Here is a 25408-nt window from a genome sequence, read left to right as displayed (position 1 = left end):
GTTAAGAAATAAGGCATTCGCGCGGAGGGGAAACCATATGAATTCTGCATTAACAATTGATACTTCTATACATGAATCTTCAAATTTTATTACGCCAATGATTATGGTCAGAGGGGTAGAAAAGACTTATCCAAATGGTACTAATGCTTTACAACGTTTGGATTTAAATATTGCACGTGGTGAGATTGTTTCATTACTTGGACCGTCAGGTTGCGGGAAAAGTACTTTACTGAAAATGTTTGCCGATCTGGAGCAACCTTCTGCAGGACTAGTGCGTTGGAATGGCAAGGCCGAGATTCAATCACAATGCAAAATGGCAATGGTCTTTCAAGAAGCAACCCTGATGCCTTGGGCTAATATTGCAGAAAATGTACGCTTACCTTTGGATTTGCAGCATATTTCGAAATCAACTAGTACACCCAAAGTTATGGCCGCGTTAAAGGCCGTTGGTTTAGAAAACTTTAGTCAGGCTTATCCCCGCGAGCTTTCGGGGGGCATGCAAATGCGTGCCTCCTTGGCTCGTGCATTAGTGACTGAACCAGATTTACTGTTAATGGATGAGCCCTTCGGAGCTTTAGATGAATTTACTCGCCATAAACTTGACAGTGATATTCGTCAATTATGGTCTGAGCGAGATTTAACCGTAGTTTTTGTTACTCATAGCATCTATGAAGCAGTGTATTTATCTTCTCGGGTCATTGTGATGGGGGCACGACCAGGACGTGTGGTGGCTGACCTTGAAATTGAGGGGCCTTATGTGCGTGATGAAGCTTTCCGTAGTTCTGAAGTCTTTATTCAACAATGTTCACATCTATCCCAAGTATTAGCTGAGGCAAGCGGAGGGCATGGTCATGATTAAACCATTAATGGAACATCCAAAGGTACAACGTATTGCAGCTCCACTAGGGTTAGGTCTGATTTTCCTACTAGTTTGGCAGTTGAGTTTTCAACAGCTTGAAGTACCTGTCTATGTCGTACCAAAACCCAGCGATATTGTTATGGCAATGATTAAAGAGTCCAGTGTGTTATTTGGAAGCTTGTTGATCACACTAAAAATTACCTTATTAGCTTTTGTCTGTGCTGTAGTCATTGGCACCTTGATTGCTTTCGTCTTTGTACAAAGCCGTGTAGTAGAAGCCTGTTTTATGCCTTATGCCATTTTATTTCAGGTGACTCCAATTGTCGCTATTGCCCCTCTGGTGATTATCTGGATTCAAAATACAACATTAGCATTAGTCGTTTGTGCCATGTTAGTTGCAGTATTTCCAATATTGACTAACACCACTTTAGGTCTACGTAGCGTCAACAAAGGTTTGCTTAATCTTTTTCAGATCAATAAAGCCAGTCGTTGGCAAATTTTAATACGCTTACGTGTGCCGAATGCTTTGCCTTATTTCTTTGGTGGGTTGCGTATTTCTTCTGGTTTGGCACTTATTGGCGCCGTGGTTTCGGAGTTTGTGGCTGGAGCTGGTGGGACTAGTGCAGGTTTGGCTTACCAAATTTTGCAAGCAGGTTTTCAGCTCGATTTACCATTAATGTTTGCCGCACTATTTCTTATCACGTGCACAGGCTTGGGTTTATTTGTGCTGATGTCTTTATTAAGTCATTTCTTTTTAAGTAAATGGCATGAGAGTGAACAAGTATGAGTCCTGATCTTTCAAATAATGGTTCTTTAAATCATCGCTATTTAATCAAAAATGCTTATGCCATTTTGACAGGGTTATCGGGGGATGCAGCACGTTCTTCATTTACTGATATCCGTATTCAAGACGGTAAAATTATTGAATTGGGACAACTGACCGCACAATCGAATGAACAAATTATCGATGCGAAAGACTGTGTAATTTATCCAGCTTGGGTAAATACTCATCATCATTTATTTCAATCCTTATTGAAGGGAGAACCGCAAGGTTTAAATCAAAACCTAACCTCTTGGCTTGCCAGTACACCCTATAGATTTCGTGGTGCATTCGATGAAGCCACATTTCGGGTGGCAGTACGCATTGGGTTGATTGAATTATTAAGGTCAGGTTGTGCAACAGTAGCCGATCATCATTATCTTTACTGGCCACAAATGCCGTTCGATGGGGCTGCGATTTTATTTGATGAAGCTGAAAAGTTAGGCATGCGTTTTGTGTTATGCCGAGGTGGCGCAACTCTAACGCGTGGCTTAGAAAGCGAATTACCGCAAGCATTACGTCCTGAGAAATTTGAAGACTATATGGAGGATATAGAACTCCTAGTACAGCGATATCATCAACCAAGTTCCGATGCATTCCGGAAAATTGTGATGGCACCCACCACAGCTTTGCATTCGACCACTGCACAGCAATTAAGAGAAAGCGCCAAGATTGCTAGACAATTCGGTATCCGCATGCATAGCCATTTATCTGAAACAGTAGATTATCTGGATGCGGCTAGAGCTAAATTTGGTATGACACCTGTACAGTTTTGTGCAGAGCAGGATTGGGTTGGAAGCGATGTCTGGTTTGCCCATTTGGTTAAGCTATTACCTGAAGAAATACAGCTGTTGGGTCAAACACAAACAGGGATTGCACATTGTCCTCAGAGTAATGCACGTTTGGGGAGTGGTATTGCCGATCTTGTCAGTTTAGAACAAGCGGGTATGACCATTTCGATTGGAGTAGATGGTGCGGGCTCGAATGAAGCCGCAGATATGTTATCTGAAACCCATGCTACATGGTTGTTACAACGGGCCAGAAAGGGCATGTCGGCTCTACCTCAATATGAGGGTGGGTTATTTGAAGGAGGAGCAGATGCTGCAAGTATTGAGGATATCATTCGTTGGGGAACTTTAGGTGGAGCTAAGATTTTAGGTTTAGATCAAGTGGGTTCAATTGAGGTTGGACAACAGGCAGATTTAGTGGCTTATCAATTAGATGATCCGCGTTATTTCGGCTTACATGATATGGCGATTGGCCCTGTGGCAAGTGGTGGGAGAGCACATATTAAAGCCATGTTTGTGGCTGGAAAAATGGTGGTGGAAAATGATCAAATTCCTGATGTTGATATGATGGAATTAGCTTGGCAAGCGAAGCAATCGGTGAAACTGTTGCAGCAGCGTAGTGTCGAAATGGCGAAAATAGCCTAACTTAGATATGTGATTAGACTATGATATTAATAGCTTTAAGTTTATTTTAAATTAAAGGGAGGCGGTAATCATACCGCCAAAATATCAAAGAAGTTTAATCGGCAAATTAAGTATCACCTGAGCATCTTCAACAACATCTAGACGTAAAATTTTTGAAGCACCTAATTCATTTAGCAATGTAGTTAAAGGCCCCTCATTTTTCTCGAGTTGAACATTCTTTGGAAAAAGCTTTTGCGCAAAAGAAAGAATGTTGGACTGAACCTCTGTCTGGTGCCATTTCCCATCAACTACATGGAGCATAGTTGCTTTATTAATATGTGTTTCAGAATCAACATGTTTTAAAGTCGGTACAGCGGTCTTTAAGCTTAAATCCAATTTGCCATTAACATCAAAAATATCGGCTTGCACTTCTTTTGAGTTAATGTTGACGTCAATTTTAGTTAACCATTTTGGTAGCTGGTAACCATATACACCACGCACTCTGGCGATTTCAGTATCAACAGGCAAAGCTAAAACATGAGCATAAAAATGACGTTGACGCATCGATTTCATTAACTCTGCAATATGTGAACCACGAGCATTAGGCTTACGGACAACAATCGCAATCGACACTTCGTTATAAGGGTCATTGTCACAAACAGAATAGGTAAAAAACGTAACAGCAACCAACCCGTAACCCGGAAATGGTTGTAATGGCGTTAAGTCAGCAGGAAGTTTTGCTTTAATTTGCTTAATAGGTGCAAGCATGAGCAGTTGTACATTTGCACTACGATAATAAAAATTGGGTGCCCAAACAGGACCTACTCGGGATTCCACAATTTTTTTAGGTATATGACGGAAAAAATCGATGTTGCCAACAGCAGGATCTTGCGCGACTTCATCTAAATCGGGGTTCATTCTGAAACGGTCATAATAACCACCTTTGGGTACTTTGACTTTTTGTTGCCCAAATTCAACTTCAGTAAACTGTTGTTTTGTATTCATGAAAGTTCACCTTTACATTAATTGACCGAGTAGCTAATGCTGTATATTTCAAGACGTGTTAATTTAGAATCAATACAGAAACTATAAGATTAAAGCTAACTTTAAGGTCAAGTCTTTAATTTTGAGGTGTAAAGTCTTTGACATTTAAGGGAAATAAAAACAATTAAAGATTAAAAAGATACAATATCGCCTAGCGTCTTCATATAAATTTTATTTTTAAAAGACGATTAAGATAGTTGACCTTAAAGTTAACTTTAAACTTAGTATAAATATTCAATCCTTTATAACGAATCAACAAGCAGTTTTTCACCAGGAGAACAAAGATGGGATATGTAACCACAAAAGACGGCGTAGAAATTTTCTATAAAGATTGGGGACCACGTGATGCCCAAGTTTTATTTTTTCATCATGGATGGCCTTTAAGTTCAGATGATTGGGACACACAGTTGCTTTTTTTCCTTAAAGAAGGTTTTCGTGTAGTTGCTCATGATAGACGGGGACATGGACGTTCAAGTCAGGTGTGGGATGGTCACGATATGGACCACTACGCAGATGACGTTGCAGAAGTGGTTAAACATCTGAATATTAAAAATGCAATTCACATTGGCCACTCAACGGGCGGTGGTGAAGTAGCTCATTATATTGCACGTCATGGCCAAGACAATGTTAAGAAAGCTGTTCTTGTCAGTGCAGTTCCGCCACTGATGGTTAAAACTGAAAATAATCCTGAAGGTTTACCAAAAGAAGTTTTTGATGATCTGCAAAATCAGGTTCTCACCAACCGTGCGCAATTTTTCCGAGATCTTCCATCTGGTCCGTTCTATGGTTTTAACCGACCAGATGCGAAACCATCTGAAGGTATTATTGCTAACTGGTGGCGTCAGGGTATGACGGGTAGTGCAAAAGCGCATTACGATGGTATTGTGGCGTTCTCACAAACTGACTTTACCGAAGATTTAAAGAAAATCACCATTCCTGTTTTGGTGTTACATGGTGATGACGATCAGATCGTGCCTTATAAAACGTCTGGCGTAAAATCTGCTGAGTTACTTCAAAATAGCCAACTCAAGATCTATCCGGGTTTTTCTCACGGTATGTTAACTGTAAACCATGAAGTGATTAATGCTGACTTGTTGACGTTTATTCGCGAATAATTTAAAGCTTTAAAGTTTAAAAAAGAGGCCTATTAAGTGCCTCTTTTTTTATTTATAAGTAAATGAAATTGAAAGTAATAAATATAGAAATGCTAAAAGGTATTGACATTAAAGTTAGCTTTAATCTTAAAGTAAAGCCATACTGAATGAGGTCATTCCAATGAAAGTGTTCGAAAAATTAGTATTCCCAAATGGCTCATATGTTCCAAACCGTATTGCTAAAGCGGCAATGGAAGAAAATATGGCTGATTTAAACCATGCACCATCAGAAGAATTAATGCGTTTATATCAGGCTTGGGCAAATGGTGGCGTAGGTTTAATCATTACCGGAAATGTAATGGTAGACCGCCGAGCGATGACTGGACCGGGCGGCGTAGTGCTTGAAGATGAAAAGCATCTAGATACTTTTAAAAAATGGGCACAAATTGGGCGCTTAAAAGGCGCTCAGATGTGGCTTCAAATTAACCATCCGGGTCGCCAGATGCAGGCCAATCTTGGTCAGCAGACGTGGGCACCATCAGCTATTTCACTTGATCTTGGCAAAATGTCAAATCGTTTTAACACGCCAATCGAAATGACGGAATCTATGATTGCAGAGGTGATTCAGCGTTTTGCAAACACGGCGTGTTTAGGTGAAAAAGCAGGATTTACAGGTGTAGAAATTCATGCAGCGCATGGTTATTTATTAAGCCAGTTTCTTTCTCCACTGAGCAATAAACGCCAAGATCAATGGGGTGGTTCTTTAGAAAACCGCGCTCGCATTTTAATTGAGATTGTTGAAGCTGTTCGTAAAGTGGTTTCGCCTCAGTTTACTGTTGCAGTGAAACTAAATTCAGCCGATTTCCAACGTGGTGGGTTTAGCGCTGAAGATGCTCAACAAGTGGTTAAAATGTTAAATGAGCATGCAGTCGATTTGGTTGAACTTTCAGGCGGTAGCTATGAAGCACCTGCAATGCAAGGTCAAGCACGTGATGGCCGTACACTTGCTCGTGAAGCTTACTTTTTAGAATTTGCGCAAGAGATTCGTAAAGTTGCCAAAATGCCTGTTATGGTGACAGGTGGCATACGCCGTAAACAAGTGGCAGAAAAAGTAGTTGAAAGCGGTGTAGATATGGTCGGTATTGCCACAGCTCTAGCGATTGAACCTAATTTGCCAAATGCTTGGAAACAAGGCCAGAATCTTAGCCCTGAATTAAAACCGATTACTTGGAAGAACAAAACACTTGCTTCACTTGCCAATATGGCGGTGGTCAAATTCCAGTTACGTAATTTAAGCTCTGGTAAAAAAACAAAACCAAATGTTTCACCAGCTTGGGCTTTAATTTTGCAACAATCAGCGATGTCATGCCGTACCCGCCAATACAAAAAAGGCATGCGTGACTATTCATTTGCTTCTTAATAAGTGAGTTGTGTTATGACAAATCCTAACGATTCAAACTGGATAATTTATGGAGCAAATGGCTACACGGGCGAGTTAATCGCTCGTGAAGCTGTACGCCAAGGTCTAAAACCAACTCTGGCTGGTCGTAACAACGCTAAGGTTGAAACATTAGCTCAAGAGTTGGGACTTGACTATAAAGCTTTTGGGCTGGATAACATAGATGCGGTAAGTCAACAACTCCAAGGCTTTAAACTGGTGATGCACTGTGCAGGGCCATTTTCAGCAACATCAAAACCCATGATGGAAGCTTGTATAAAGGCTGGTGCTCACTATCTAGATATTACTGGTGAAATCGCTGTATTTGAATTGGCACAGTCACTTAATAGTCAAGCTGAAAAAGCCGATGTTGTGCTTTGTCCGGGTGTCGGTTTCGATGTGATCCCGACAGATTGTGTTGCTGCTGCGCTCAAAGAAGCATTGCCAGATGCGACCCATTTAGCGCTTGGTTTTGACTCTAGAACAGGGTTCTCACCGGGTACTGCTAAAACAAGTACAGAAGGCATGGCCGAAGGCGGAAAAATTCGTAAAAACGGAAAAATTACTACCGTTCCATTAGCACATTATGTTCGGACCATTGATTTTGGTGATGGTAAAAAAAGTGCCATGAGTGTTCCATGGGGAGACGTATCTACAGCGTTCTATACAACAGGTATTCCAAACATTGAAGTGTTTGTACCCGCATTTCCCAAAATGATTTTTGGTGCGAAAATGATGAACTATTTACGCCCAGTATTAAAACTAAATGCTGTACAGAAGTTTATTAAATCGCGTATAGAAAAAACGGTTGTTGGGCCAAATGAGGAACTCCGCGCAAAAGTACCCACCTATGTTTGGGGTGAAGCAAGAAATTCACGTGGGGAAATCAAAACCGCCCGCATCCAAACGGAAAACGCTTATAGCCTTACCGTAAATGGTTCACTGACTGTAGTGAATTATTTGCTCAAAAATACCGTTAAGGGTGGTACATACACACCTGCAAAATTGATGGGTTATAAGCTAGTGACCGAACTACCGGGTTCTGGTCCACTGGTCATTAATTAATAAAGCCTTTATTAAAACAGCACATTTATTGATGGTCCCGAATAAGGTTTTCGCTATCAAAAGATTGGCTGATTTTTTTCTATAGTATTTGCATGAAAAAACGAATTACAGCGTTGGTCCGTAATTCGTTTTTTTAGATTTATAGATTGATACTTAAACGCTTTGGTTACTTAGTTGATACCAGTACCCATCTATACAACGCGAGAGCGATTAACTCTAATTGAAATTATGGTGTTTTTGCGTTGTCAAAATAGAGATTCATCAGACGTTCTGCATTTTGCTCACATGTAATTTCATCTGGTTTGTTATTAATAGCTTCAATCATGGTATGTAAGTTTTGCTTACTGACTTTTAGCTTTTGTTCTAAAATTTCTATTTCCTGAATTTTGGTTTCAATCGTTTGAATGAGAGCATCATGGTCCCAAGCGACAACTTTCGATGGCAAAAATGCTTTAATTTCTGCTAAAGAAAACCCGACTTGTTGAGCTTGCTGGATTAAAGAAAGTTGTTTCAAATCGTTATCAGTATATTCACGATAGCCATTCGATTTTCTTTTTGCTTTAGGCAAGAGTTTAATTTGCTCGTAATAACGAATAGTAGGGGTACTTAAACCACTTAATTTCGATAACTCGCTAATATTCATAGCTACATACTCTCTTGACATTCAAGCTAACTTTAGACTTATAGTAACACAAAAGCAAGGTTCATAACTTTACCAAGCACACACTTTCAGTAACAACTTTCTATGCTTTGATAGACGAAAGAATAGAATTATAAATATGAAAAATGAGGTGAGAAAATGTCTAAACGCATATTACACGTCGTGACCAATGTTTCACGCTATAAGGATGTAGATCAACAAACAGGACTGTGGTTAGGTGAGCTCACCCATGCCTATGACGAATTTGAAAAACAAGGTTATGTGCAAGATATTGTGAGTCCAAATGGCGGAAAAACTCCAATTGAACCAAAATCGCTTGTGCCTTTAGTAGCAGATAAATCTGTTAAAGACCGAGAAAAAGATCAGGCTTTTATTACGCTGCTGGCAAATACCTTTAAGCCTTCCGATATTAATTGGCAAGATTATGACGTGATCTATTACACAGGTGGCCATGGGGTGATGTGGGATTTTTTAGATAATCCTGAACTTCAAGAAATCACCAAAAATATTTATGAAAAAGGCGGTATTGTTTCAAGTGTTTGTCATGGCTATTGTGGCTTGCTCAATGTCAGACTTTCAAATGGTGAACGACTTATAACAGGCAAAAAATTAACAGGCTTTGCATGGAGTGAAGAGGTTTTGGCAGGGGTGGCAAAAAAAGTGCCGTACAATGCCGAAGAGTTAGCGAAAGAATATGGCGCTCGTTATGAAAAGGCTTTTATTCCTTTTGCACCATATGTCGTTCAAGATGGCAAGTTAATTACAGGTCAAAACCCTTTTTCAGCTAAAAAGACGGCTCTAGCAATAATAGAAGAGCTAGAAAAGTCATAATTTAATAATTCAAATATAAACCCTAAAAGTAGGACCAGCGATGGGCTTGCTTTTAGGGTTTTTAAATAAATGGATTGATCCTACGAGGTTAAATTTAAGGAACAATTACAAAATCAGGGTTTGCTATTGCAAAAACTGCTTCACGGTCAGCAACTGGTGGATAAATCCATACGGTATTAATTTCTTGTTTAATTTTTTTCGCTTCCTCACGCACAAATTGAACTTGTCGATCCCAACCTTCAGTATAAAGTGCACCCCAAGGACCTAAGTCAACACAAGTGACATACTTCGGTTGGCTGTATGGATGAAGTGGTAAATCAACCAATTCTGCCGCAGCGTTATAACCCGCCACACGGCCTAAGCTCATAGCATGCTGACACGACATCACATTAAAATTGCCTAAATCATCGGTTGGAACTTTTACAGTATCGCCAGTCACAAAAATGTTTTTTGCTTCAGGTGCATGTAAATAAGAATCCCCAATCAAACGGCCTAAATTATCTTTTTCACCAGCAATTTGAGAGGTGAGTGGATTAGCCCGCATACCGGCAGTCCAAATCACGGTTTCTGTTTCAATTCTTTCGCCATTAGAAAGTGTTACCCCTGATGCATCTAGTGCTGTAACTCGTAGCCCAGCTTTACCTTCCACACCAAGCTCGCTAAGAGCTTCTCGAATAACGGTAGCTGCTTGATCCCCCATAGCCGCGCCAATTTCTGTTGAGGAATCAACTAAAACTACACGGACATCAGTTTCACCTAAAATGCTACGCAGACGTTCAGGCATTTCAGTAACGGTTTCTAACCCAGTAAGACCACCACCTGCAACGACCACCGTATTACGCGCTGCATTTGCAGGTTTATTAGCTAAGTTTTTAAGATGTTGGTCTAGTTTTTCAGCATCTTCTAGTGTGCTTACGCTAAAGCCATATTCGGTAAGACCCGATATAGGCGGCATAAACGTCGTACTTCCGGTTGCCAGAATAAAACGGTCATACCTTAAGGATTGTTTGTTGTCATCGGTGGTTGAAACCTCAATTGCCTGTTGGTCGACATCAATTTTATTTACCCAACCTGCCAGAAATTTAACTCCCACCACACTTAATAACTCTGAAATATCAGGGTTCATGTTTTCAAGCACAGCTTCATAAAGACGAGGACGAATCCCAACATTCGGGCTCGGGGAAACAATCAGTACCTCAATGTTTTGTTCTTGCGACGCTAAGTGAATTGCTCTTTGTGCAGCGAGTGCAGCCCATAAGCCAGCAAAGCCAGAACCTGCAATAATAATACGCTTACTCATTTGATTATCCTTTTGATAGATTTTCGGACAACATATTCCTACTCATCACAAAATTTAAGGTGAGCGAATCCATTCTCTGATTGTCCGAAAAAATCTGAGAAGGCATTTAAAAAGGATTAAGGGTGTTTTATATTAGGGTGCGAACCCCTACTAACTTATTAGTCGGGGGTATCCCGCGATATTTTACTTTTACGCATTTTTGCTGTTCTTCCTTCGATGCGTTCATTGATCCAGCCATTTACATCACTAAAAAACACGTCAGGTGCATAACGGCCAAAACGGTCTGCAATATCGCCAAGTGTATGAGCACCTAAAGCATCTCGCATGGCTTTTTCGGCTTGTAGCATGACTGCATGTACTGCGCACACACCACTGGTTGCCCAATCTGGCGGGGCAGTGTTAAAGACTGCACATTTCCCACGAACTTCTTGGCACTCAAAAAGCGGTTTTTCACCCTCAATGGCATTCACAATATCTAAAAAACTGATTTCATGAGCAGATCGGGCGAGTAAATAGCCGCCGCGAACACCTTCTTGAGCAATAACGAGACCTGCCTTTTCAAGTTTAGGAAAAATCTTGGCCATAAAACTCGGAGAGACTCCTTGTAATTCAGCAAGGTCCTTACTACTTAAAGGTTTATCTTCATTGTTCACAAGAAAAAGAAGACAGTGAATCGCATACTCAACGCTACTAGTGATATAAGCCATTTAATTTCATAATTGATCAATTACAAACACAGACTAATGCAGTCTGTGTTTTAAGTCAACAATAAAACTAAGACAAAATCAGTCCTAGTTTTAAGTAAGCTATTTAAAAGTGTTAATTGTGAATATATCTAACTGAATAATTTAAATTTTATTAAATAAAAAAATTTTAATAATTTATAAAAAATATTTTATTGAGTTCTTTTAATCGTATGAATGTCTAATAGATGCTTAATCAAATAGTTCACAACTTATAAGTAAGATTGATGAAAGGGGATAGCCATTTATCATTTATTTTTAGAGTCTTTTAAATTATATTTATGTAGATTGTTGCAATTAAAATATTGAATAGCTTTATCCAAATAAAAATATTTTTTACATAGCATGATGAATGAATAAGAGAGTTGTTTTTGAAAACTGAATTTACTATTAGATGTATTTATGCACTTTGCCTTATTGGTGCAGGGTTCAACCATTTACAAACAGTTTTGATGCATGGTTTGTTTTGGGACTATAACAATGCGCCTTTATTTACTTGTATTTATTGGACATCTTTAACGTTTATTGATCCACTTGCAGCAATTCTTCTATTTTATAGACCTCGTATCGGCTTAATTCTAACTTTTCTTATTATATTTAGTGATGTCATTCACAACACTTGGATTACATTAAAAGTGGGGCGAGACTTGCTTAACTATATGTATATTTCCCAATTTTTATTTCTGGTTTTTGTTTTATGCACAATTAAGTTTCCTTGGAAGGCACATCAGAGAAGTTAAAATTTTAAAATTGGAGAGTAAAAGCATTCTTTTACTCTCCAAATAATTTCTTCAAACTTACGAACGCCACCAATAATTCTCAACATTTGGCTCATTTAAGTTTAAAAGTTCACCCATTTGCGGTGTGCTAATCGCTAACTCATTTTGTTGAGCCAAAGCCACGATACGTTCAAATGGATCATCCCAAGCATGAAGGGCCAAATCAAAAGTACCGTTGTGCACAGGCAGCAAATGACGTCCTTTTAAATCGATATGTGCTTGTAAAGTTTGCTCTGGTTGCATGTGAACATCAGGCCATTCGGGGTCGTAAGCACCCGTTTCTAACATGGTCAGATCGAAAGGGCCATAACGATATCCAATCTCTTTAAACCCATCAAAATAGCCCGTATCTCCACTAAAAAATACACGTAAATCATTATCAATAATCACCCACGAGGCCCAAAGCGTCGCATTGCTATCGCCCATACCACGGCCTGAAAAATGATGAGCAGGGGTAGCCACCAATTTTAGTCCATCTACATGGGTAGTATCCCACCAATCAAGTTGTTGAACTTTTTCTGCTGGAATTCCCCATTTAATGAGTGTGTCACCCACACCAAGCGGTGTTAAGAAATGCTCAACTTTATCGTGAAGTTGCATCACTGCATGGTAGTCGAGGTGGTCGTAGTGGTTATGCGACAAAATCACGCCTTTAATAGGTGGTAAGTTCGCAATGCTAATTGGTGGCTGATGGAAACGTTTTGGTCCAAGCCATTGAAAAGGCGAAGCACGCTCTGAAAACACTGGGTCGGTTAACCAAAATTCATTTTGCAGTTTTAACAAGATGGTTGAGTGGCCCAAACGAAATAGAGAGCGATCGGGCGCACTTAATAACTGTTCTTTCGACAAACTTAAAACAGGAATTTCTCTATTTGGAACGGTGTCTTTTGGTTTATTAAATAAAAACTTCCACATGAGCTGAAGCGTTTTACCAAAAGAAGGCTTGTGTTGATTTGGACGCGTATTTCTAAATTTGCCATTGTGTTGTTGAGATGGCATTAGGGGAGCAGGCAAGTCTGTTGTGTTTGAAATAGTCATTTTGTTTTTCCTTATTGGAACAAACCTATATGTATAAATAAGAACTTGGGCTAAGTGCTTATTTTGATTTATTTAAATGAGTATTTACTCACTCATTAATTCATTCAAAAATAAGGACGCCGCGCATCCTTACTTTTATCTATATTGAAACTGCATGCCAAAAGGCTTCAAAACCTGATTTGCGATAACGCTCGGCTTGAGAAGGGTCTTGGGCAATAAAATTGAGTGTAACTTCAGCAAGCGCACCTAAAATTGAAGCAATAAATAACGGTGGGTAATCTCTTAATTTTCCGTCATTAATACATTCTTGAATGTTTTGGGTGAGGTCACAAAAGGTTTGCATACCAATTTGTTTACTTTGCTCAGTAATTTGTTCCGATGTTGAAAGCTGCGCCATTACTTTACGTTTAAGGGGAGCTTCTAAACTCCAGTCCAAATAGCTTTGCCAGATATGCGACATTTGTGTTTGCAGGTCAGCGTTAGTCGGGTAACTAAGCATCATCACCTGACGCAGTTCGGCCTTTAGCGAAAGATATAACTGGTTCAGCAGTTCTTCTTTATTACTAAAATAGGTAAATAAAGTACCTTCTGCCACACCAGCAACTTTGGCAATTTTTGAGGTAGACGCACGCTCGCCAAGCTCTGCCAATGTTTCGATAGCAGCACTTAAAATTGCATTACGTTTATCTTCACTACGAGGACGAGCCATATATAAAAATATTAATTGAGTGATTACTCAATCATACATAAAAATATGAGTAGCGCAAGCGAAATAGAATTTTACTGTCATAAATTTACTATTTTATAAACTATTCATAAGCTGCAATATTTGGCTCTTACACCATACGATTTGGTGTTCATGGGCCTTTTGCTGATCCCAATATAAATTCATCTGATATCCAACAATATCTATCGGTAGTGGATGCACCTTAATTTGGGGGTAATTATCTTTAAAATGAGCAATTTGACATTGAGGAATCGTGAGTAAATGGTCCATTTGTGTAATTAAACGGATTGCCGTTTCATATTGTTGACAGCGGAAACTAATCGTTCTTTTGATACCTTGTTTAGATAAGAAAAAATCTTCAAAGACACGACCTGTAGGACGAGAAGACACTGTAATGTGCTTAGCTTCTAAATAAATTTCTTTGGTTAGGTTCGTTTTGGATAATAAGGGATGCTGCTTGCGACTTATTACCACAAATTGATCTTTAGTAAGGCATTCATAACCAATGCTATCTTCAACCGAATGTTGAACATCAATCGCAAAATCGATTTTCCCAGTAGAAAGCTCATGTCTTAAGTTTTTACGATCAATGCGTACGCTATTTAACTGCAAATTAGGATTAAATTGAGTTAAGTGCTGAATAATAGAGGGTAAAAAAATTCCTTCATACTCATCATTCATAGCAATTGTGAGATGTTTTAAATCTCGTGCTGGCACAAAGTCATGTGTGCTTTGAATTGCTTGATGCATAAGTTGTAATGACTGTTCAATTTTAGGCCATAAACGTTTGGCTAAAGGTGATGGAACAACACCGTGTCCATCTCGAATAAATAATGGGTCATTAAAATGATCACGTAAACGAGCTAATGCATGGCTAACAGCAGGTTGGCTTAGAAAAAGTTGTTCACTAGCCCGTGTTAGATTTTTTTCTTTATAAATTGCCACAAATACACGAAATAAATTCAGGTCAATACGAGCAAGAGAGGCAATATTATTATTCATTTCATTCATAGTTTGCTATTCAAACAATTCATTTTATTCATTGTAACAAGTTAGATATGGTCAGGAAATAGCATAAGAAATAGAGTGATTAAAACCGTGAATTTTGAATGTAGTGCTTGTGGTAACCACATTTAGAAGCGTTGATTACAACTAATTTTTATAAAACCTATGAACATAAGGAAATGATATGGCAACGCATTTATTTGATTTGACTGGAAAAATAGCCTTAGTTACAGGTGCAAGCCGTGGTATTGGTGAGGAAATTGCCAAACTTTTAGCAGAACAAGGCGCACATGTAATTGTCTCTAGTCGCAAGATTGAAGATTGCCAACGTGTTGCTAATGAAATTATTGCAGCAAATGGAAAGGCGGAGGCTTTTGCTTGCCATGTGGGTAAGTTAGAAGATATTGCAGAAATTTTTGAATATATTCGTAAAGAACATGGTCGTTTAGACATTTTAGTCAACAATGCAGCTGCCAACCCTTATTTTGGTCATATTTTGGATACAGATATTGCTGCATATAACAAAACGGTTGAAGTCAATATTCGTGGATATTTCTTCATGTCTGTCGAGGCAGGTAAATTAATGAAAGAACAGGGGGGCGGTGCAATTGTTAATACCGCATCTGTAAATGCTCTACAGCCAGGAGACCAACAAGGTATTTATTCTATTACCAAAGCTGCGGTGGTGAATATGACCAAAGCCTTTGCAAAAGAATGTGGACCATTGGGTATTCGAGTGAATGCTTTATTGCCGGGTCTTACCAAGACTAAATTTGCTTCGGCACTATTTGAAAATGAAGATATTTATAAAAGCTGGATGGACACAATTCCATTACGCCGTCATGCAGAACCACGTGAAATGGCAGGTACGGTATTGTATCTAGTGTCCGATGCTGCGAGTTACACCAATGGTGAATGTATTGTGGTTGATGGCGGTTTAACTATTTAGGGAGAAATAGCAATGTACGAACATTATTCAGGTCAAGTGGTCTTAATCACAGGTGCGGCGAGTGGATTTGGTGCATTGCTGGCAGAGCAACTGGCAAAGTATGGTGCAAAACTAGTGTTGGGTGACCTGAATATTGAAGGGTTAAATACTGTAGTTGAACCGCTACGCCAAGCAGGAGTGGAGGTGGTTGCGCAAGTGTGTGATGTCAGCTGTGAAGCAGATGTACAGGCTTTGGTGCAAAGTGCAGTTACTCAGTTTGGTAGAATCGATGTTGGGATCAATAATGCAGGTATGAGTCCGCCTATGAAAAGCTTTATTGATACCGATGAAGCAGATCTGGATTTGAGTTTTGCCGTCAATGCCAAAGGTGTGTTCTTTGGAATGAAGCATCAAATTCGTCAGATGTTGCAACAAGGGGGTGGCATTATTCTGAATGTTGCTTCTGTTGCAGGTTTAGGTGCGGCTCCCAAATTGGCTGCCTATTCTGCGGCAAAGCATGCTGTGGTGGGATTAACCAAAACAGCAGCGATTGAATATGCAAATAAAGGCATTCGAGTTAATGCAATTTGTCCATTTTATACAACCACCCCGATGGTGGTCGACAGTGAACTCAAAGAGAAACAAGACTTTTTAGCGCAGGCCTCGCCAATGAAGCGTCTGGGCCATCCAAGCGAAGTGGTGGCAATGATGCTGATGATGTGTGCCAAAGAAAATTCATATCTCACAGGTCAAGCCATTGCAATTGATGGCGGCGTGACAGCTTATTAAATACATCTTATTCATATATTTAGGAAAAAATCATGACAATTAATTTAAGCAATCGAGTGGCTATTGTTACAGGTGCAGGCGCAGGTCTAGGACGGGAACATGCATTGTTACTGGCTCGTTTGGGTGCAAAAGTGGTCGTGAATGATCTTGGTAGCGATGTAAACGGAAAAGGTGGCTCAACCATGGCGGCCCAAAAAGTCGTGGATGAAATTATTGCGGCTGGTGGCGAGGCGATGGCAAATGGTGCTTCAGTCACTGATATTGAACAAGTTCAACAGATGGTAGATGAAACTATTGCCCGTTGGGGACGTGTAGATATTTTAATTAATAACGCTGGAATTCTTCGAGATAAAACTTTTAGCAAAATGTCACTAGATGACTTCCGTACCGTGATTGATGTCCACTTAATGGGGGCAGTAAATTGCACTAAAGCAGTATGGGATATCATGCGCGAGCAAAAATATGGTCGTATTGTTATGACGACTTCATCCTCTGGTCTATATGGCAACTTTGGGCAGTCCAACTACAGTGCTGCAAAAATGGCATTGGTTGGACTCATGCAGACACTAGCTTTAGAGGGTGAAAAATCTAATGTTCGGGTGAACTGTCTAGCACCAACAGCTGCAACTCGTATGCTTGAAGGATTATTACCCGAAGAAGCTCTTAAAGCTCTTGCTCCAAGTGCGGTCAGTCCAGCAATCGCGACTTTGGTTAGCGAAGATGCACCTACCCGTATGATTCTTTGTGCTGGCGCAGGTAGTTTTGAAGCTGCCCACATTACCCTTACGCAAGGAATTTATTTAGGTACGGATGAACAAGTTCAGCATGTTTTAGCACAACGTTTAGCTGATGTTTCAGATCGAACAGATGAGTTTGTGCCTGTCAGAGGAGGCGCTCAGGGTGAGCTTGAGCTGAAAAAAGCTTCATTAATGGCAGGAGAATAATTTTGACAAAAAATACATTAAGCATCGACCAGCTTGTTGAGTTACAAGGTCAAGCATTAGGTAGCTCACAATGGATGACCATTGATCAAAGCATGATTAATACCTTTGCGGATGTCACACAAGATCATCAATTTATTCATGTGGATGAAGAAGCTGCTCGTCAGACACCTTTTGGGGGCACGATTGCCCATGGTTTTTTAACACTCTCTTTACTTTCAGCGATGGCCGCTCAGGTGTTGCCGACTGTACAGGGGCAGAAATCTGGCGTGAATTATGGCATCAATAATTTGCGTTTTATTAGTCCTGTACATAGCGGTAAGCGGGTGCGGGGAAATTTTCACTTAAAAAATGTTTCCCAAAAAAATAAGGGAAGTTATCAGTTGATCATGGAAGTCACGATTGACATCGAAGATCAGGCAAAACCGGCACTTGTGGCCGAGTGGCTTACACTTGTAAATGTAGAGGAATAAACCATGAGCAATGAATTAATTCTCTCTCGCCGTGATGTCGATTTTTTGCTATTCGATTGGCTAAAAGTCGAAGAACTCAGCCAACGCAATTCTTTCGCAGGACAGGACCGTTTTGAATATACGTCTGTTTTAAACGTTTACGAGGCTTTGGCAACCGATTTATTTGCTCCTCATAATAAAAAAAATGACAGTAACGAACCTGTTTTTGATGGTGAGCGTGTAACTGTCAATCCTGAAGTCGGGGTGGCGCTAAAGGCCTTTGCTGATGCAGGTTTGATGAGTGCAGCGTTTCCGTCAGATTGGAATGGGATGAACTTACCCAATACCATCGAGCGTGCAGGTATGGCATATCTACTCGGTGCCAATTCTGGAACTGCGGGCTACGCCTTTTTAACCATTGGTAATGCAAATTTATTAATGGCTCATGGAGAACCTGAAAAAGTTAAGCCCTATGTCAACGCCATGATGGAAGGCAAATGCTTCGGAACGATGTGTTTATCGGAGCCGCAAGCAGGTTCAAGTCTGGCTGATATTCGTACACGTGCGATTAAAACAAAAGATGGTCGTTATCGTTTGTTTGGAAACAAAATGTGGATTTCAGGTGGCGAGCACGATATCTCTGACAATATTGTTCATTTGGTTTTGGCAAAAATTCCAGATGAAAATGGACAATTACCAGCAGGTGTGCAAGGCATTTCTCTGTTTACCGTACCGCGCAAATTACTCGATGAAAATGGACAGCCAAGTGAACGTAATGATGTGGTATTAGCTGGAATTAACCACAAAATGGGTTATCGGGGAACTGTGAATTGTGTGCTGAATTTTGGGGAAGGTCGTTTCACACCCGAAGGAGAAGCAGGCGCAATTGGTGAGCTAGTCGGTGAAGCTGGTAAAGGGCTGGCCTATATGTTCCATATGATGAATGAAGCCCGAATTTCGGTTGGACTTGGGGCAGCAGCATTAGGATATACAGGTTATCTTCATGCTTTAGATTATGCAAAAACTCGAGTACAAGGTCGCTCTCGTAGTGAACGCAATCCAAGTTCTCCACAAATTCCGCTCATTCAACATGCGGATGTTCGCCGTATGCTCTTGGCGCAAAAAGCATATGTCTCAGGTGCGTTGGCACTGTGTCTATATGCAGCTCGATTAACCGATGATATCCACTCACTTGAAGATGCCGAGCAACGCAATCAAGCCCATAAATTACTTGATCTATTAACGCCAGTGGTGAAAAGCTGGTCTTCTGAATGGGGGCTTGTCGCAAATGATTTAGCCATTCAAGTTCATGGCGGCTACGGTTATACCCGTGAATATAATGTTGAACAGTTTTATCGGGACAATCGACTCAACCCTATTCATGAAGGAACATTTGGCATTCAAGCGCTCGATTTATTAGGACGAAAAACTCGTCTTAATCAGGGACTGTCGATGAAGCTATTACATGAAAAAATCATGAATACGATTGAACAAGCCAAAGCAGAGCCTTCTTTAAAAGATCATGCGGATCAATTAGACCAAAAATGGCAACTCATCCGAAATGTAACAGAGAAATTGCATGCCTTAACCGATATAGAACTTCAACTGGCAAATGCCGCCAATTATCTAGAAGCTTTTGGACATCTTGTGGTGGGGTGGTTATGGCTTGATCAAGCGGTAGTCATTCATAAACTCATGCCAAACTCAACAGACCCTGATTTTCTGCGTGGGAAGCTTGCAGCGTGTGATTATTTCTTTGGCTGGGAAATGCCGAAAATTATGAGTTGGTTAGCGGTACTTGATCCAGTAGAGACAACTCCACTCAATATGTCAGAAGAATGGTTCTAGTAAGAACCATTCCTTAACCGCGCCGTTTGACAGAAAAGGAGAACAACCTGATTTTATAGAAAATACCTAATAAGAATCACTATGTAAAAAAAACATCAGGCGTTCAGTAAAGAGCGCCCTAATAAGTAAAAATAAAAATCTAGGACGGATTAAAAGATGAAAAAGAAAACATTAGTCATGGTCATGGCTTCATTTTGTACGAGCCCACTCTATGCAGCAGCATTTGATCGAACAGGACAATCAATTTCTGCATTTCTACAACCTGGTAATTATTTTGAGGCAAGTTTATCTGTTTCAGACACTTTGTTAGAAGGACAAGAAGCGGGGACAAACCCAACACGTAATAGTATTTCTGATATTGCAAACTCTGATTATCGTCCCAGTGCAGCCTTGAAATTACAGTTAGCACCTCAGTTTTCATTTGGTTTTCTTTACGATCAGCCCTTTACTTCCGACTCTGAATATTATGGAAATAACAGCTTTGTTGCTAAGCCGAGTGATACGATTTTAGTACCAGGCATTGATTCAGCAACACTTGCCCAAAAGACCGGTGGAGAGGTTGTAACAGGGAACACCAAATCGAATTTTGTTATGCAAAATTTTAGTCTGATTTTTGGTTATCAACCGGATAAAAACTGGAATTTTTATGCAGGTCCTGTTTATCAGACGTTTAAAAGTAACGTCAATTTAAGAGGTCAAGTTTTCAGTTTATATAATGGCTATGACTTTAATGCCAAAGAAGTTGGAGATTGGGGATGGTTGGCAGGATTTGGTTATCAAATTCCCGAAAAAGCTATTAAAGCCTCATTGACCTATCGTTCAGAAATTATGCATGAAGTGACTGCCAATGAAAATGCGCCACTGGTTGATATGTTAAGTACACAACAAGGCCGTGATTTTCTTGATCAGCATTTGGCGTATATGGTTTCTATAGGACAACTCACTGAATCGCGGAAGGATGCACTCAATCATATTGTTGCGGGCTTACCCGAAGCAGGCACATCAGGCTCAACTAAGTTTAGAGCGCCAGAGTCAGTAAATTTGGAATTTCAGACCGGATTACGCAAAGGGACTTTATTGTTCGGTAACGTGCGTTGGGTTCACTGGAACGATTTTGAGTTTAAACCCTATCGTTTCGGTGAAATCTCAGAAGTTGTTGGGGTTCTATCAACGCCAAGTCGTCCAAATGGTTTTAATCTGGTTCGTTATTATGATGATCAATGGTCTGCCAATCTTGGAATTGGGCAACGCCTAAGCGATAAATGGTCAGGTTCAGTTTCTGTAGGTTGGGATTCGGGAGCAGGTGAACGGGTGTCCACAGGTGGGCCAGCTAAAGGTTATTACAGTGTTGGTCTTGGTGCGCAATATAGTCCAACTTCAAAATACTTTATTTCAGGTGGAATGAAGTATCTATGGCTTGGTGATGCCAAAGGACAGCTTGGTGCTCAAGCAGGCAGTGAATATTATGTTGGTGAATATAAAAATAACTATTCAATCGGTTACGGTTTGAAAATTGGTTATAAATTTTAATTTAACTATTTAATGGATCGCTTAGTTATATAAACAGTTTATTTCTGTACGAGAGTAAGCAGTTTAAGAGATTAAAGAAAATATAAAAAGTGGAGTAGGAATAGGTCCATTTCTCCCTCTCATAAAAGGACAATAAGATGACAAATCAGATCTGGTTAGACGAATATAAGCAATGGAATATAGAAAGAACGATTACATTGCCGGATGAACAAACTTCACTTCTCGATTTATGGGACAACAGTTTTAATAAGTTCCAGCAAAGAAAGGCTTTTATATTTGCTGATCAATCTTTTTCTTATGCTGAAATCGATTTATATAGTCGACAAGTAGCAACATTCTTGCAAAGTTTAGGGCTAGAAAAAGGGACACGTGTTGCCGTAATGATGCCCAATATTATTCAGTACCCGATTATTTCACTTGCCGTGATTCGTGCAGGTTATATTCTGGTCAATATTAACCCCCTCTATACAGCACGTGAGTTAAAGCATCAGTTAAATGATGCAGGTGCAAAAGTCTTATTTATATTAGAACAGTTTTTACCTGTTTATGACGCTGTCAAAGAACAAGTGTCGGTTGAGCAGATTATTACCACCACCATGACTGAAATGTTGGTCGAGCAACCTAATGAATTAGACACCTTAGATTCTAAAAAATACGCTTTTAAGAAAATCTTATTGAAGACAAATGCCCAAGACTATATACGTCCTAAGCTTATTCTTGAGGACACTGCGCTTTTACAATATACGGGTGGAACAACAGGTGTATCCAAGGGTGCAGAATTAACCCATAAAAATATTGTCGCTAATTTATTACAAAATAATGTGGTTTTTAAAAGCTACTTTGGTGACCGAGATGCTTTTGAAGATGAAATAGCGATCTGTGCCTTACCGCTTTATCATATTTTTGGTTTTACTGTTTGTTTATTGCATAGTGCAATGAATAAAGGATATACCACTGTTTTAGTTCCAAACCCACGTGATTTAGACGCTCTCGTACATTGTTTTGAAAAATATCGTCCTACGGTTTTTCCTGCTGTAAATACTTTATTTAATGCACTGCTTCATAATGAAGGCTTTAATAAATTGGACCACAGCCGTTTAGAAATTACCACAGGCGGCGGTATGGCAATTTTGAAATCCACTGCCGATGGATGGGAAAAACTGACAGGACGTATTATCCGTGAAGGGTATGGCTTATCAGAAACGTCGCCTGTTGCTACCTTTAACCCGCCAATCTCTAATACTTTTAGTGGCACGATCGGTATTCCTGTACCGAGTACGGATATTGCAATTTTGGATGATGAAGGTCATCAATTAGCACTGGGTGAAGCAGGAGAAATTGCAATTCGTGGCCCGCAGGTCATGAAAGGTTATTGGAATTTACCTGAAGAAACGAAAGCAGTCATGACTGCTGATGGTTTCTTTAGAACGGGTGACATTGGCTTTATGAATGAAAAAGGCTACACCAAAATTATTGACCGTAAAAAAGATATGATTTTAGTGTCAGGTTTTAATGTTTTTCCAAACGAAATTGAAGAAGTTTTAGCCCAACATCCAAAAATTTTAGAAGTCGCCGTGGTTGGCATTGCAGATGAAAAATCGGGTGAAGTGCCGAAAGCCTTTATTGTCAAAAAAGATGACTCTTTATCGGTTGAAGAAATCCAAATCTATGCAAAAGAAAACCTGACTGGCTACAAACAACCGCGCTATATTCAATTTATCAATGAATTACCCAAATCGAATGTGGGTAAAATTTTAAGAAAAGAACTAAAAGTTTAATAAGAACTTTTAATTAAAAACATAAGCGTATGGGACTAGAAGCTCCATAAATAAATGAAAAAAGGAATGAGATTATGGGTTCAGGATTAATTACCGTATTTTTACCAATTGCACTCGCAATTATTATGGCAGGTTTGGGTCTAGAGTTGACCATAAATGACTTTAAACGCGTGCGACAACACCCCAAAGCTGTATTTATCGCATTATTTTGCCAACTGGTTATTTTAGTCGGTATTGCATTTATTATTTGTAAGGTTCTTGCTTTACCACCAATGCTTGCTGTTGGATTGATGCTTCTTTCTGCGTCACCGGGCGGGCCAACAGCTAATTTATTTAGTTATCTCTATAAAGGAGATATCGCTTTAAATATTACTTTAACGGCTATAAATTCGGTCATTGCTGCCTTTACACTTCCGTTAATTGTGAATTTTGCAATACAGCACTTTATGGAAAATGGACAAAATGTAGGTTTGCAATTCTCGAAAATCATACAGGTTTTTCTCATTATTTTAGTTCCAGTTGGGATCGGGATGTTAGTCCGTCATTTTGCGCCGCATACGGCCGAAAAGCTCAATAAACCTGTGCGTATCTTTGCTATCGTTTTTCTCGTATCGATCATCATATTAGCAGTTGCACGAGATTATCAAAATCTGATGACGTATATTGGGCAAATTGGATTGGCAACTTTGCTGTTCTGCGTATGTAGTTTAATGGTTGGCTATTTTGTTCCAAGATTATTGGGAGTAAATAGCTTTCAGGCAAAAGCTTGCGCGTTTGAAATTGGAATTCATAACAGTACCTTAGCCATGACCATTGCTTTTACAGTAATGGCAAGCAGTATGGCCGCTATGCCAGCAGCAGTTTATTCATTATTTATGTACATTGTTGCTGCAATCTTTGGCACATTGCTAAATCGTCTATAAAAGAAAGAGATCACACAAATATCAACTAAAACGTACTCAAAGAATCTTCAGTAATATCTGGCAGCTAAAGGTATTTAACTACCACCAAACGTTTATAGTTTGAATTAAAAGAGGGGGCTAATACCTCCTTTTTTAGTCTCAAAATTTAAAATATTATGGCCGAGTAAGCGCAGTCACAATAAAAAGAAAGCGTTAGAGTGCTGTTATAAAAGTAAATTGTTAAGCCAATATTTAAGGTTTTTCTTAATTATGTAATTAAATGAAAAACAATAATTTAATTAAATAATTTCTAGCCAATTTCACATTGACAGCTCAAATATTGAAGATTACCATTTGCGGGCTGGCCTACATTGCCAGTCGGTTTTGACGGACCGCTATTTCAACCACATCAGGATTATTTCTTCTGAGGAGTAGTCTTGTGTGCACACCTCGTTCCCTCCCGTAGCGGTAGGACGGGAGTGGGACACTTTCGAGTGTGCTGGAGTTGAAACCAGTCCGTCAACCCGCTTCCGTTCTGCCACCATAATTTATAATGTTTCGGCAGAACTCCCAGAAGAAGGAGTTGGCTATGCACATTCATAAATTATTGGCAGTCACTGTCAAAATCTATCTCGACACAACTTAAATCAATTTAAAGAAACTTGATTGCCTATAGGCTTTTCAGGTTTTAAATCATTACGTCTAAAACTTAGCAACAATAAAATTTGAGATGTGCCAAGCACAGTCTTTACGGCTTTGCTGTGCCTTTTTTTCTCCCAGAAAAGGCACAGGCTTTTTATCTCTTTTAGCAACAACAAGAATTTATAACGGTAAAACGATGCCAACTTTAGAAAGATCTTCCAAAAAATTACAGGTTATTCATACAGCAATAGAGCTGTTCAATCTCTATGGATTTCACAATGCGGGTGTGGACTTAATTGTCAAAAAATCCAAAATTCCTAAAGCCACTTTTTATAACTACTTTCACTCAAAACAGCGACTTATTGAAATGTGCGTATCCTTTCAAAAAAGCAAACTCAAAGAAGAAGTGCTGGCAATTATCTACTCAAGCCGTTACCGAACCTCAAGTGATAAACTCAAAGAGATTATTGTTTTACATGTCAATTTTAATAGCCTGTACTATCTATTACTTAAAGCCATTTTTGAAACTAAACATATTTACCCGCAGGCCTACCGTATAGCGCTTGAATATAGAAAATGGCTGCTTAAAGAACTTTTTGATCTGGTTTTTAGTTTGGAAACTCCTGCGTTAAAACCAAGTGCCGATATGGTTTTAAATCTGATTGATGGATTGATGTTCCAGATTTTAAGCTCAAAGCGTTTGGAGGAAAGGGATGTGGTTGTGGGGAGGTTTTTTACTATGAATTGAACATGGTTTTAGTTGTTTGGTTTTTGAGTATATT

General features: G+C 39.5%; 25 protein-coding genes. 18 read left to right on the top strand and 7 right to left on the bottom strand.

From position 1 onward, the window contains the following. Positions 1-37 precede the first annotated feature (37 nt). The 3 genes from ACTJJG_RS00245 to ACTJJG_RS00235 are packed head-to-tail and all read left to right on the top strand — an operon-like array spanning position 38 to position 3112. Positions 38-859: an ABC transporter ATP-binding protein gene (locus ACTJJG_RS00245; RefSeq protein WP_032063338.1), complete on the top strand. Its 822-nt coding sequence runs from the start codon at positions 38-40 to the stop codon at positions 857-859. Then, entirely contained in the window at positions 852-1646 is a 795-nt protein-coding gene (locus ACTJJG_RS00240; protein WP_032063340.1) for an ABC transporter permease, read from the top strand. The genes ACTJJG_RS00245 and ACTJJG_RS00240 overlap by 8 nt, the downstream gene beginning before the upstream one ends. Next, a complete protein-coding gene (locus ACTJJG_RS00235) occupies positions 1643-3112 on the top strand; it encodes an amidohydrolase family protein (protein ID WP_372552680.1) in 1470 nt (489 codons plus the stop codon). The genes ACTJJG_RS00240 and ACTJJG_RS00235 overlap by 4 nt, the downstream gene beginning before the upstream one ends. Before the next feature lie 84 nt (positions 3113-3196). Here the strand turns inward: ACTJJG_RS00235 and ACTJJG_RS00230 are convergent, their stop codons facing one another. Continuing rightward, a complete protein-coding gene (locus ACTJJG_RS00230; protein WP_032056041.1) occupies positions 3197-4096 on the bottom strand; it encodes an acetoacetate decarboxylase family protein in 900 nt (299 codons plus the stop codon). A 323-nt stretch (positions 4097-4419) separates the two neighbouring features. On the opposite strand from ACTJJG_RS00230, the gene ACTJJG_RS00225 reads away from it, so the two are divergent. The 3 genes from ACTJJG_RS00225 (at position 4420) to ACTJJG_RS00215 (ending at position 7732) form a co-directional block, all read left to right on the top strand. After that, the gene (locus ACTJJG_RS00225) at positions 4420-5250 is read left to right on the top strand and encodes an alpha/beta fold hydrolase (RefSeq protein ID WP_002113902.1); all 831 of its coding nucleotides are present in this window, start codon (positions 4420-4422) and stop codon (positions 5248-5250) included. Between the two features lie 160 nt (positions 5251-5410). Then, on the top strand, positions 5411-6649 hold the full coding sequence (locus ACTJJG_RS00220) for an NADH:flavin oxidoreductase/NADH oxidase family protein (RefSeq protein WP_032056042.1): 1239 nt from the start codon (positions 5411-5413) through the stop codon (positions 6647-6649). Positions 6650-6664: 15 nt separating this feature from the next. Then, the gene (locus tag ACTJJG_RS00215) at positions 6665-7732 is read left to right on the top strand and encodes a saccharopine dehydrogenase family protein (RefSeq protein WP_017386086.1); all 1068 of its coding nucleotides are present in this window, start codon (positions 6665-6667) and stop codon (positions 7730-7732) included. Positions 7733-7958: 226 nt separating this feature from the next. On the opposite strand, the gene ACTJJG_RS00210 is transcribed toward ACTJJG_RS00215, so the two are convergent. Further along, positions 7959-8375: a MerR family transcriptional regulator gene (locus ACTJJG_RS00210; RefSeq protein ID WP_002113932.1), complete on the bottom strand. Its 417-nt coding sequence runs from the start codon at positions 8373-8375 to the stop codon at positions 7959-7961. A 156-nt stretch (positions 8376-8531) separates the two neighbouring features. Between ACTJJG_RS00210 and ACTJJG_RS00205 the strand changes: the two genes are divergently transcribed. Next, on the top strand, positions 8532-9224 hold the full coding sequence (locus tag ACTJJG_RS00205; protein ID WP_002113715.1) for a type 1 glutamine amidotransferase domain-containing protein: 693 nt from the start codon (positions 8532-8534) through the stop codon (positions 9222-9224). A gap of 94 nt (positions 9225-9318) precedes the next feature. On the opposite strand, the gene ACTJJG_RS00200 is transcribed toward ACTJJG_RS00205, so the two are convergent. Both ACTJJG_RS00200 and ACTJJG_RS00195 read right to left on the bottom strand, forming a co-directional pair. Continuing rightward, positions 9319-10524 (bottom strand): NAD(P)/FAD-dependent oxidoreductase, encoded by a 1206-nt coding sequence (locus ACTJJG_RS00200; RefSeq protein ID WP_017386087.1) that lies wholly within the window; start codon positions 10522-10524, stop codon positions 9319-9321. Positions 10525-10682: 158 nt separating this feature from the next. Beyond that, positions 10683-11231: an RrF2 family transcriptional regulator gene (locus ACTJJG_RS00195; protein WP_032056044.1), complete on the bottom strand. Its 549-nt coding sequence runs from the start codon at positions 11229-11231 to the stop codon at positions 10683-10685. 407 nt (positions 11232-11638) lie between these two features. On the opposite strand from ACTJJG_RS00195, the gene ACTJJG_RS00190 reads away from it, so the two are divergent. After that, positions 11639-12007 carry a hypothetical protein gene (locus tag ACTJJG_RS00190; protein ID WP_032056045.1) on the top strand — a complete coding sequence of 123 codons (369 nt, stop codon included), beginning with the start codon at positions 11639-11641 and terminating at the stop codon, positions 12005-12007. 57 nt (positions 12008-12064) lie between these two features. On the opposite strand, the gene ACTJJG_RS00185 is transcribed toward ACTJJG_RS00190, so the two are convergent. The 3 genes from ACTJJG_RS00185 to ACTJJG_RS00175 all read right to left on the bottom strand — a co-directional run bounded on the left by ACTJJG_RS00185 (position 12065) and on the right by ACTJJG_RS00175 (position 14822). Beyond that, positions 12065-13084, bottom strand: coding sequence for an MBL fold metallo-hydrolase (locus ACTJJG_RS00185; RefSeq protein ID WP_017403376.1), 1020 nt, complete (start codon positions 13082-13084; stop codon positions 12065-12067). Between the two features lie 139 nt (positions 13085-13223). Continuing rightward, positions 13224-13793, bottom strand: coding sequence for a TetR/AcrR family transcriptional regulator (locus ACTJJG_RS00180; protein WP_000113715.1), 570 nt, complete (start codon positions 13791-13793; stop codon positions 13224-13226). 93 nt (positions 13794-13886) lie between these two features. Beyond that, positions 13887-14822 (bottom strand): LysR family transcriptional regulator, encoded by a 936-nt coding sequence (locus ACTJJG_RS00175; protein ID WP_039762560.1) that lies wholly within the window; start codon positions 14820-14822, stop codon positions 13887-13889. Positions 14823-15000: 178 nt separating this feature from the next. Between ACTJJG_RS00175 and ACTJJG_RS00170 the strand changes: the two genes are divergently transcribed. From ACTJJG_RS00170 to ACTJJG_RS00125, 10 genes are all read left to right on the top strand, one after another. Further along, positions 15001-15765: an SDR family oxidoreductase gene (locus ACTJJG_RS00170; RefSeq protein ID WP_069119922.1), complete on the top strand. Its 765-nt coding sequence runs from the start codon at positions 15001-15003 to the stop codon at positions 15763-15765. A 12-nt stretch (positions 15766-15777) separates the two neighbouring features. After that, positions 15778-16533 (top strand): SDR family NAD(P)-dependent oxidoreductase, encoded by a 756-nt coding sequence (locus ACTJJG_RS00165; RefSeq protein ID WP_039210827.1) that lies wholly within the window; start codon positions 15778-15780, stop codon positions 16531-16533. A gap of 32 nt (positions 16534-16565) precedes the next feature. Further along, positions 16566-17477 carry an SDR family NAD(P)-dependent oxidoreductase gene (locus ACTJJG_RS00160; RefSeq protein WP_069119925.1) on the top strand — a complete coding sequence of 304 codons (912 nt, stop codon included), beginning with the start codon at positions 16566-16568 and terminating at the stop codon, positions 17475-17477. A gap of 2 nt (positions 17478-17479) precedes the next feature. After that, positions 17480-17947 carry a MaoC family dehydratase gene (locus ACTJJG_RS00155; RefSeq protein WP_372552678.1) on the top strand — a complete coding sequence of 156 codons (468 nt, stop codon included), beginning with the start codon at positions 17480-17482 and terminating at the stop codon, positions 17945-17947. A gap of 3 nt (positions 17948-17950) precedes the next feature. After that, the gene (locus ACTJJG_RS00150) at positions 17951-19774 is read left to right on the top strand and encodes an acyl-CoA dehydrogenase (RefSeq protein ID WP_069119932.1); all 1824 of its coding nucleotides are present in this window, start codon (positions 17951-17953) and stop codon (positions 19772-19774) included. Between the two features lie 156 nt (positions 19775-19930). Beyond that, positions 19931-21304, top strand: a complete 1374-nt coding sequence (locus tag ACTJJG_RS00145; RefSeq protein ID WP_372552677.1) for a long-chain fatty acid transporter — start codon at positions 19931-19933, stop codon at positions 21302-21304. Positions 21305-21441: 137 nt separating this feature from the next. Next, positions 21442-23082, top strand: coding sequence for an AMP-binding protein (locus ACTJJG_RS00140; protein WP_372552676.1), 1641 nt, complete (start codon positions 21442-21444; stop codon positions 23080-23082). Between the two features lie 74 nt (positions 23083-23156). Then, positions 23157-24005 (top strand): bile acid:sodium symporter family protein, encoded by an 849-nt coding sequence (locus ACTJJG_RS00135; RefSeq protein WP_372552675.1) that lies wholly within the window; start codon positions 23157-23159, stop codon positions 24003-24005. A gap of 420 nt (positions 24006-24425) precedes the next feature. Beyond that, complete coding sequence (locus ACTJJG_RS00130; protein WP_262439498.1) at positions 24426-24587, top strand: hypothetical protein; 162 nt, start codon at positions 24426-24428, stop codon at positions 24585-24587. A gap of 235 nt (positions 24588-24822) precedes the next feature. Beyond that, positions 24823-25374, top strand: a complete 552-nt coding sequence (locus tag ACTJJG_RS00125) for a TetR/AcrR family transcriptional regulator (RefSeq protein WP_372552848.1) — start codon at positions 24823-24825, stop codon at positions 25372-25374. The last annotated feature ends 34 nt before the right edge of the window (positions 25375-25408 follow it).

The sequence above is a fragment of the Acinetobacter sp. 22512 genome, from assembly GCF_052044755.1.
In the GTDB taxonomy this organism is placed as follows: Bacteria; Pseudomonadota; Gammaproteobacteria; order Pseudomonadales; family Moraxellaceae; genus Acinetobacter; species Acinetobacter pittii.
This window is presented reverse-complemented; position numbering and strand designations above follow the sequence as displayed.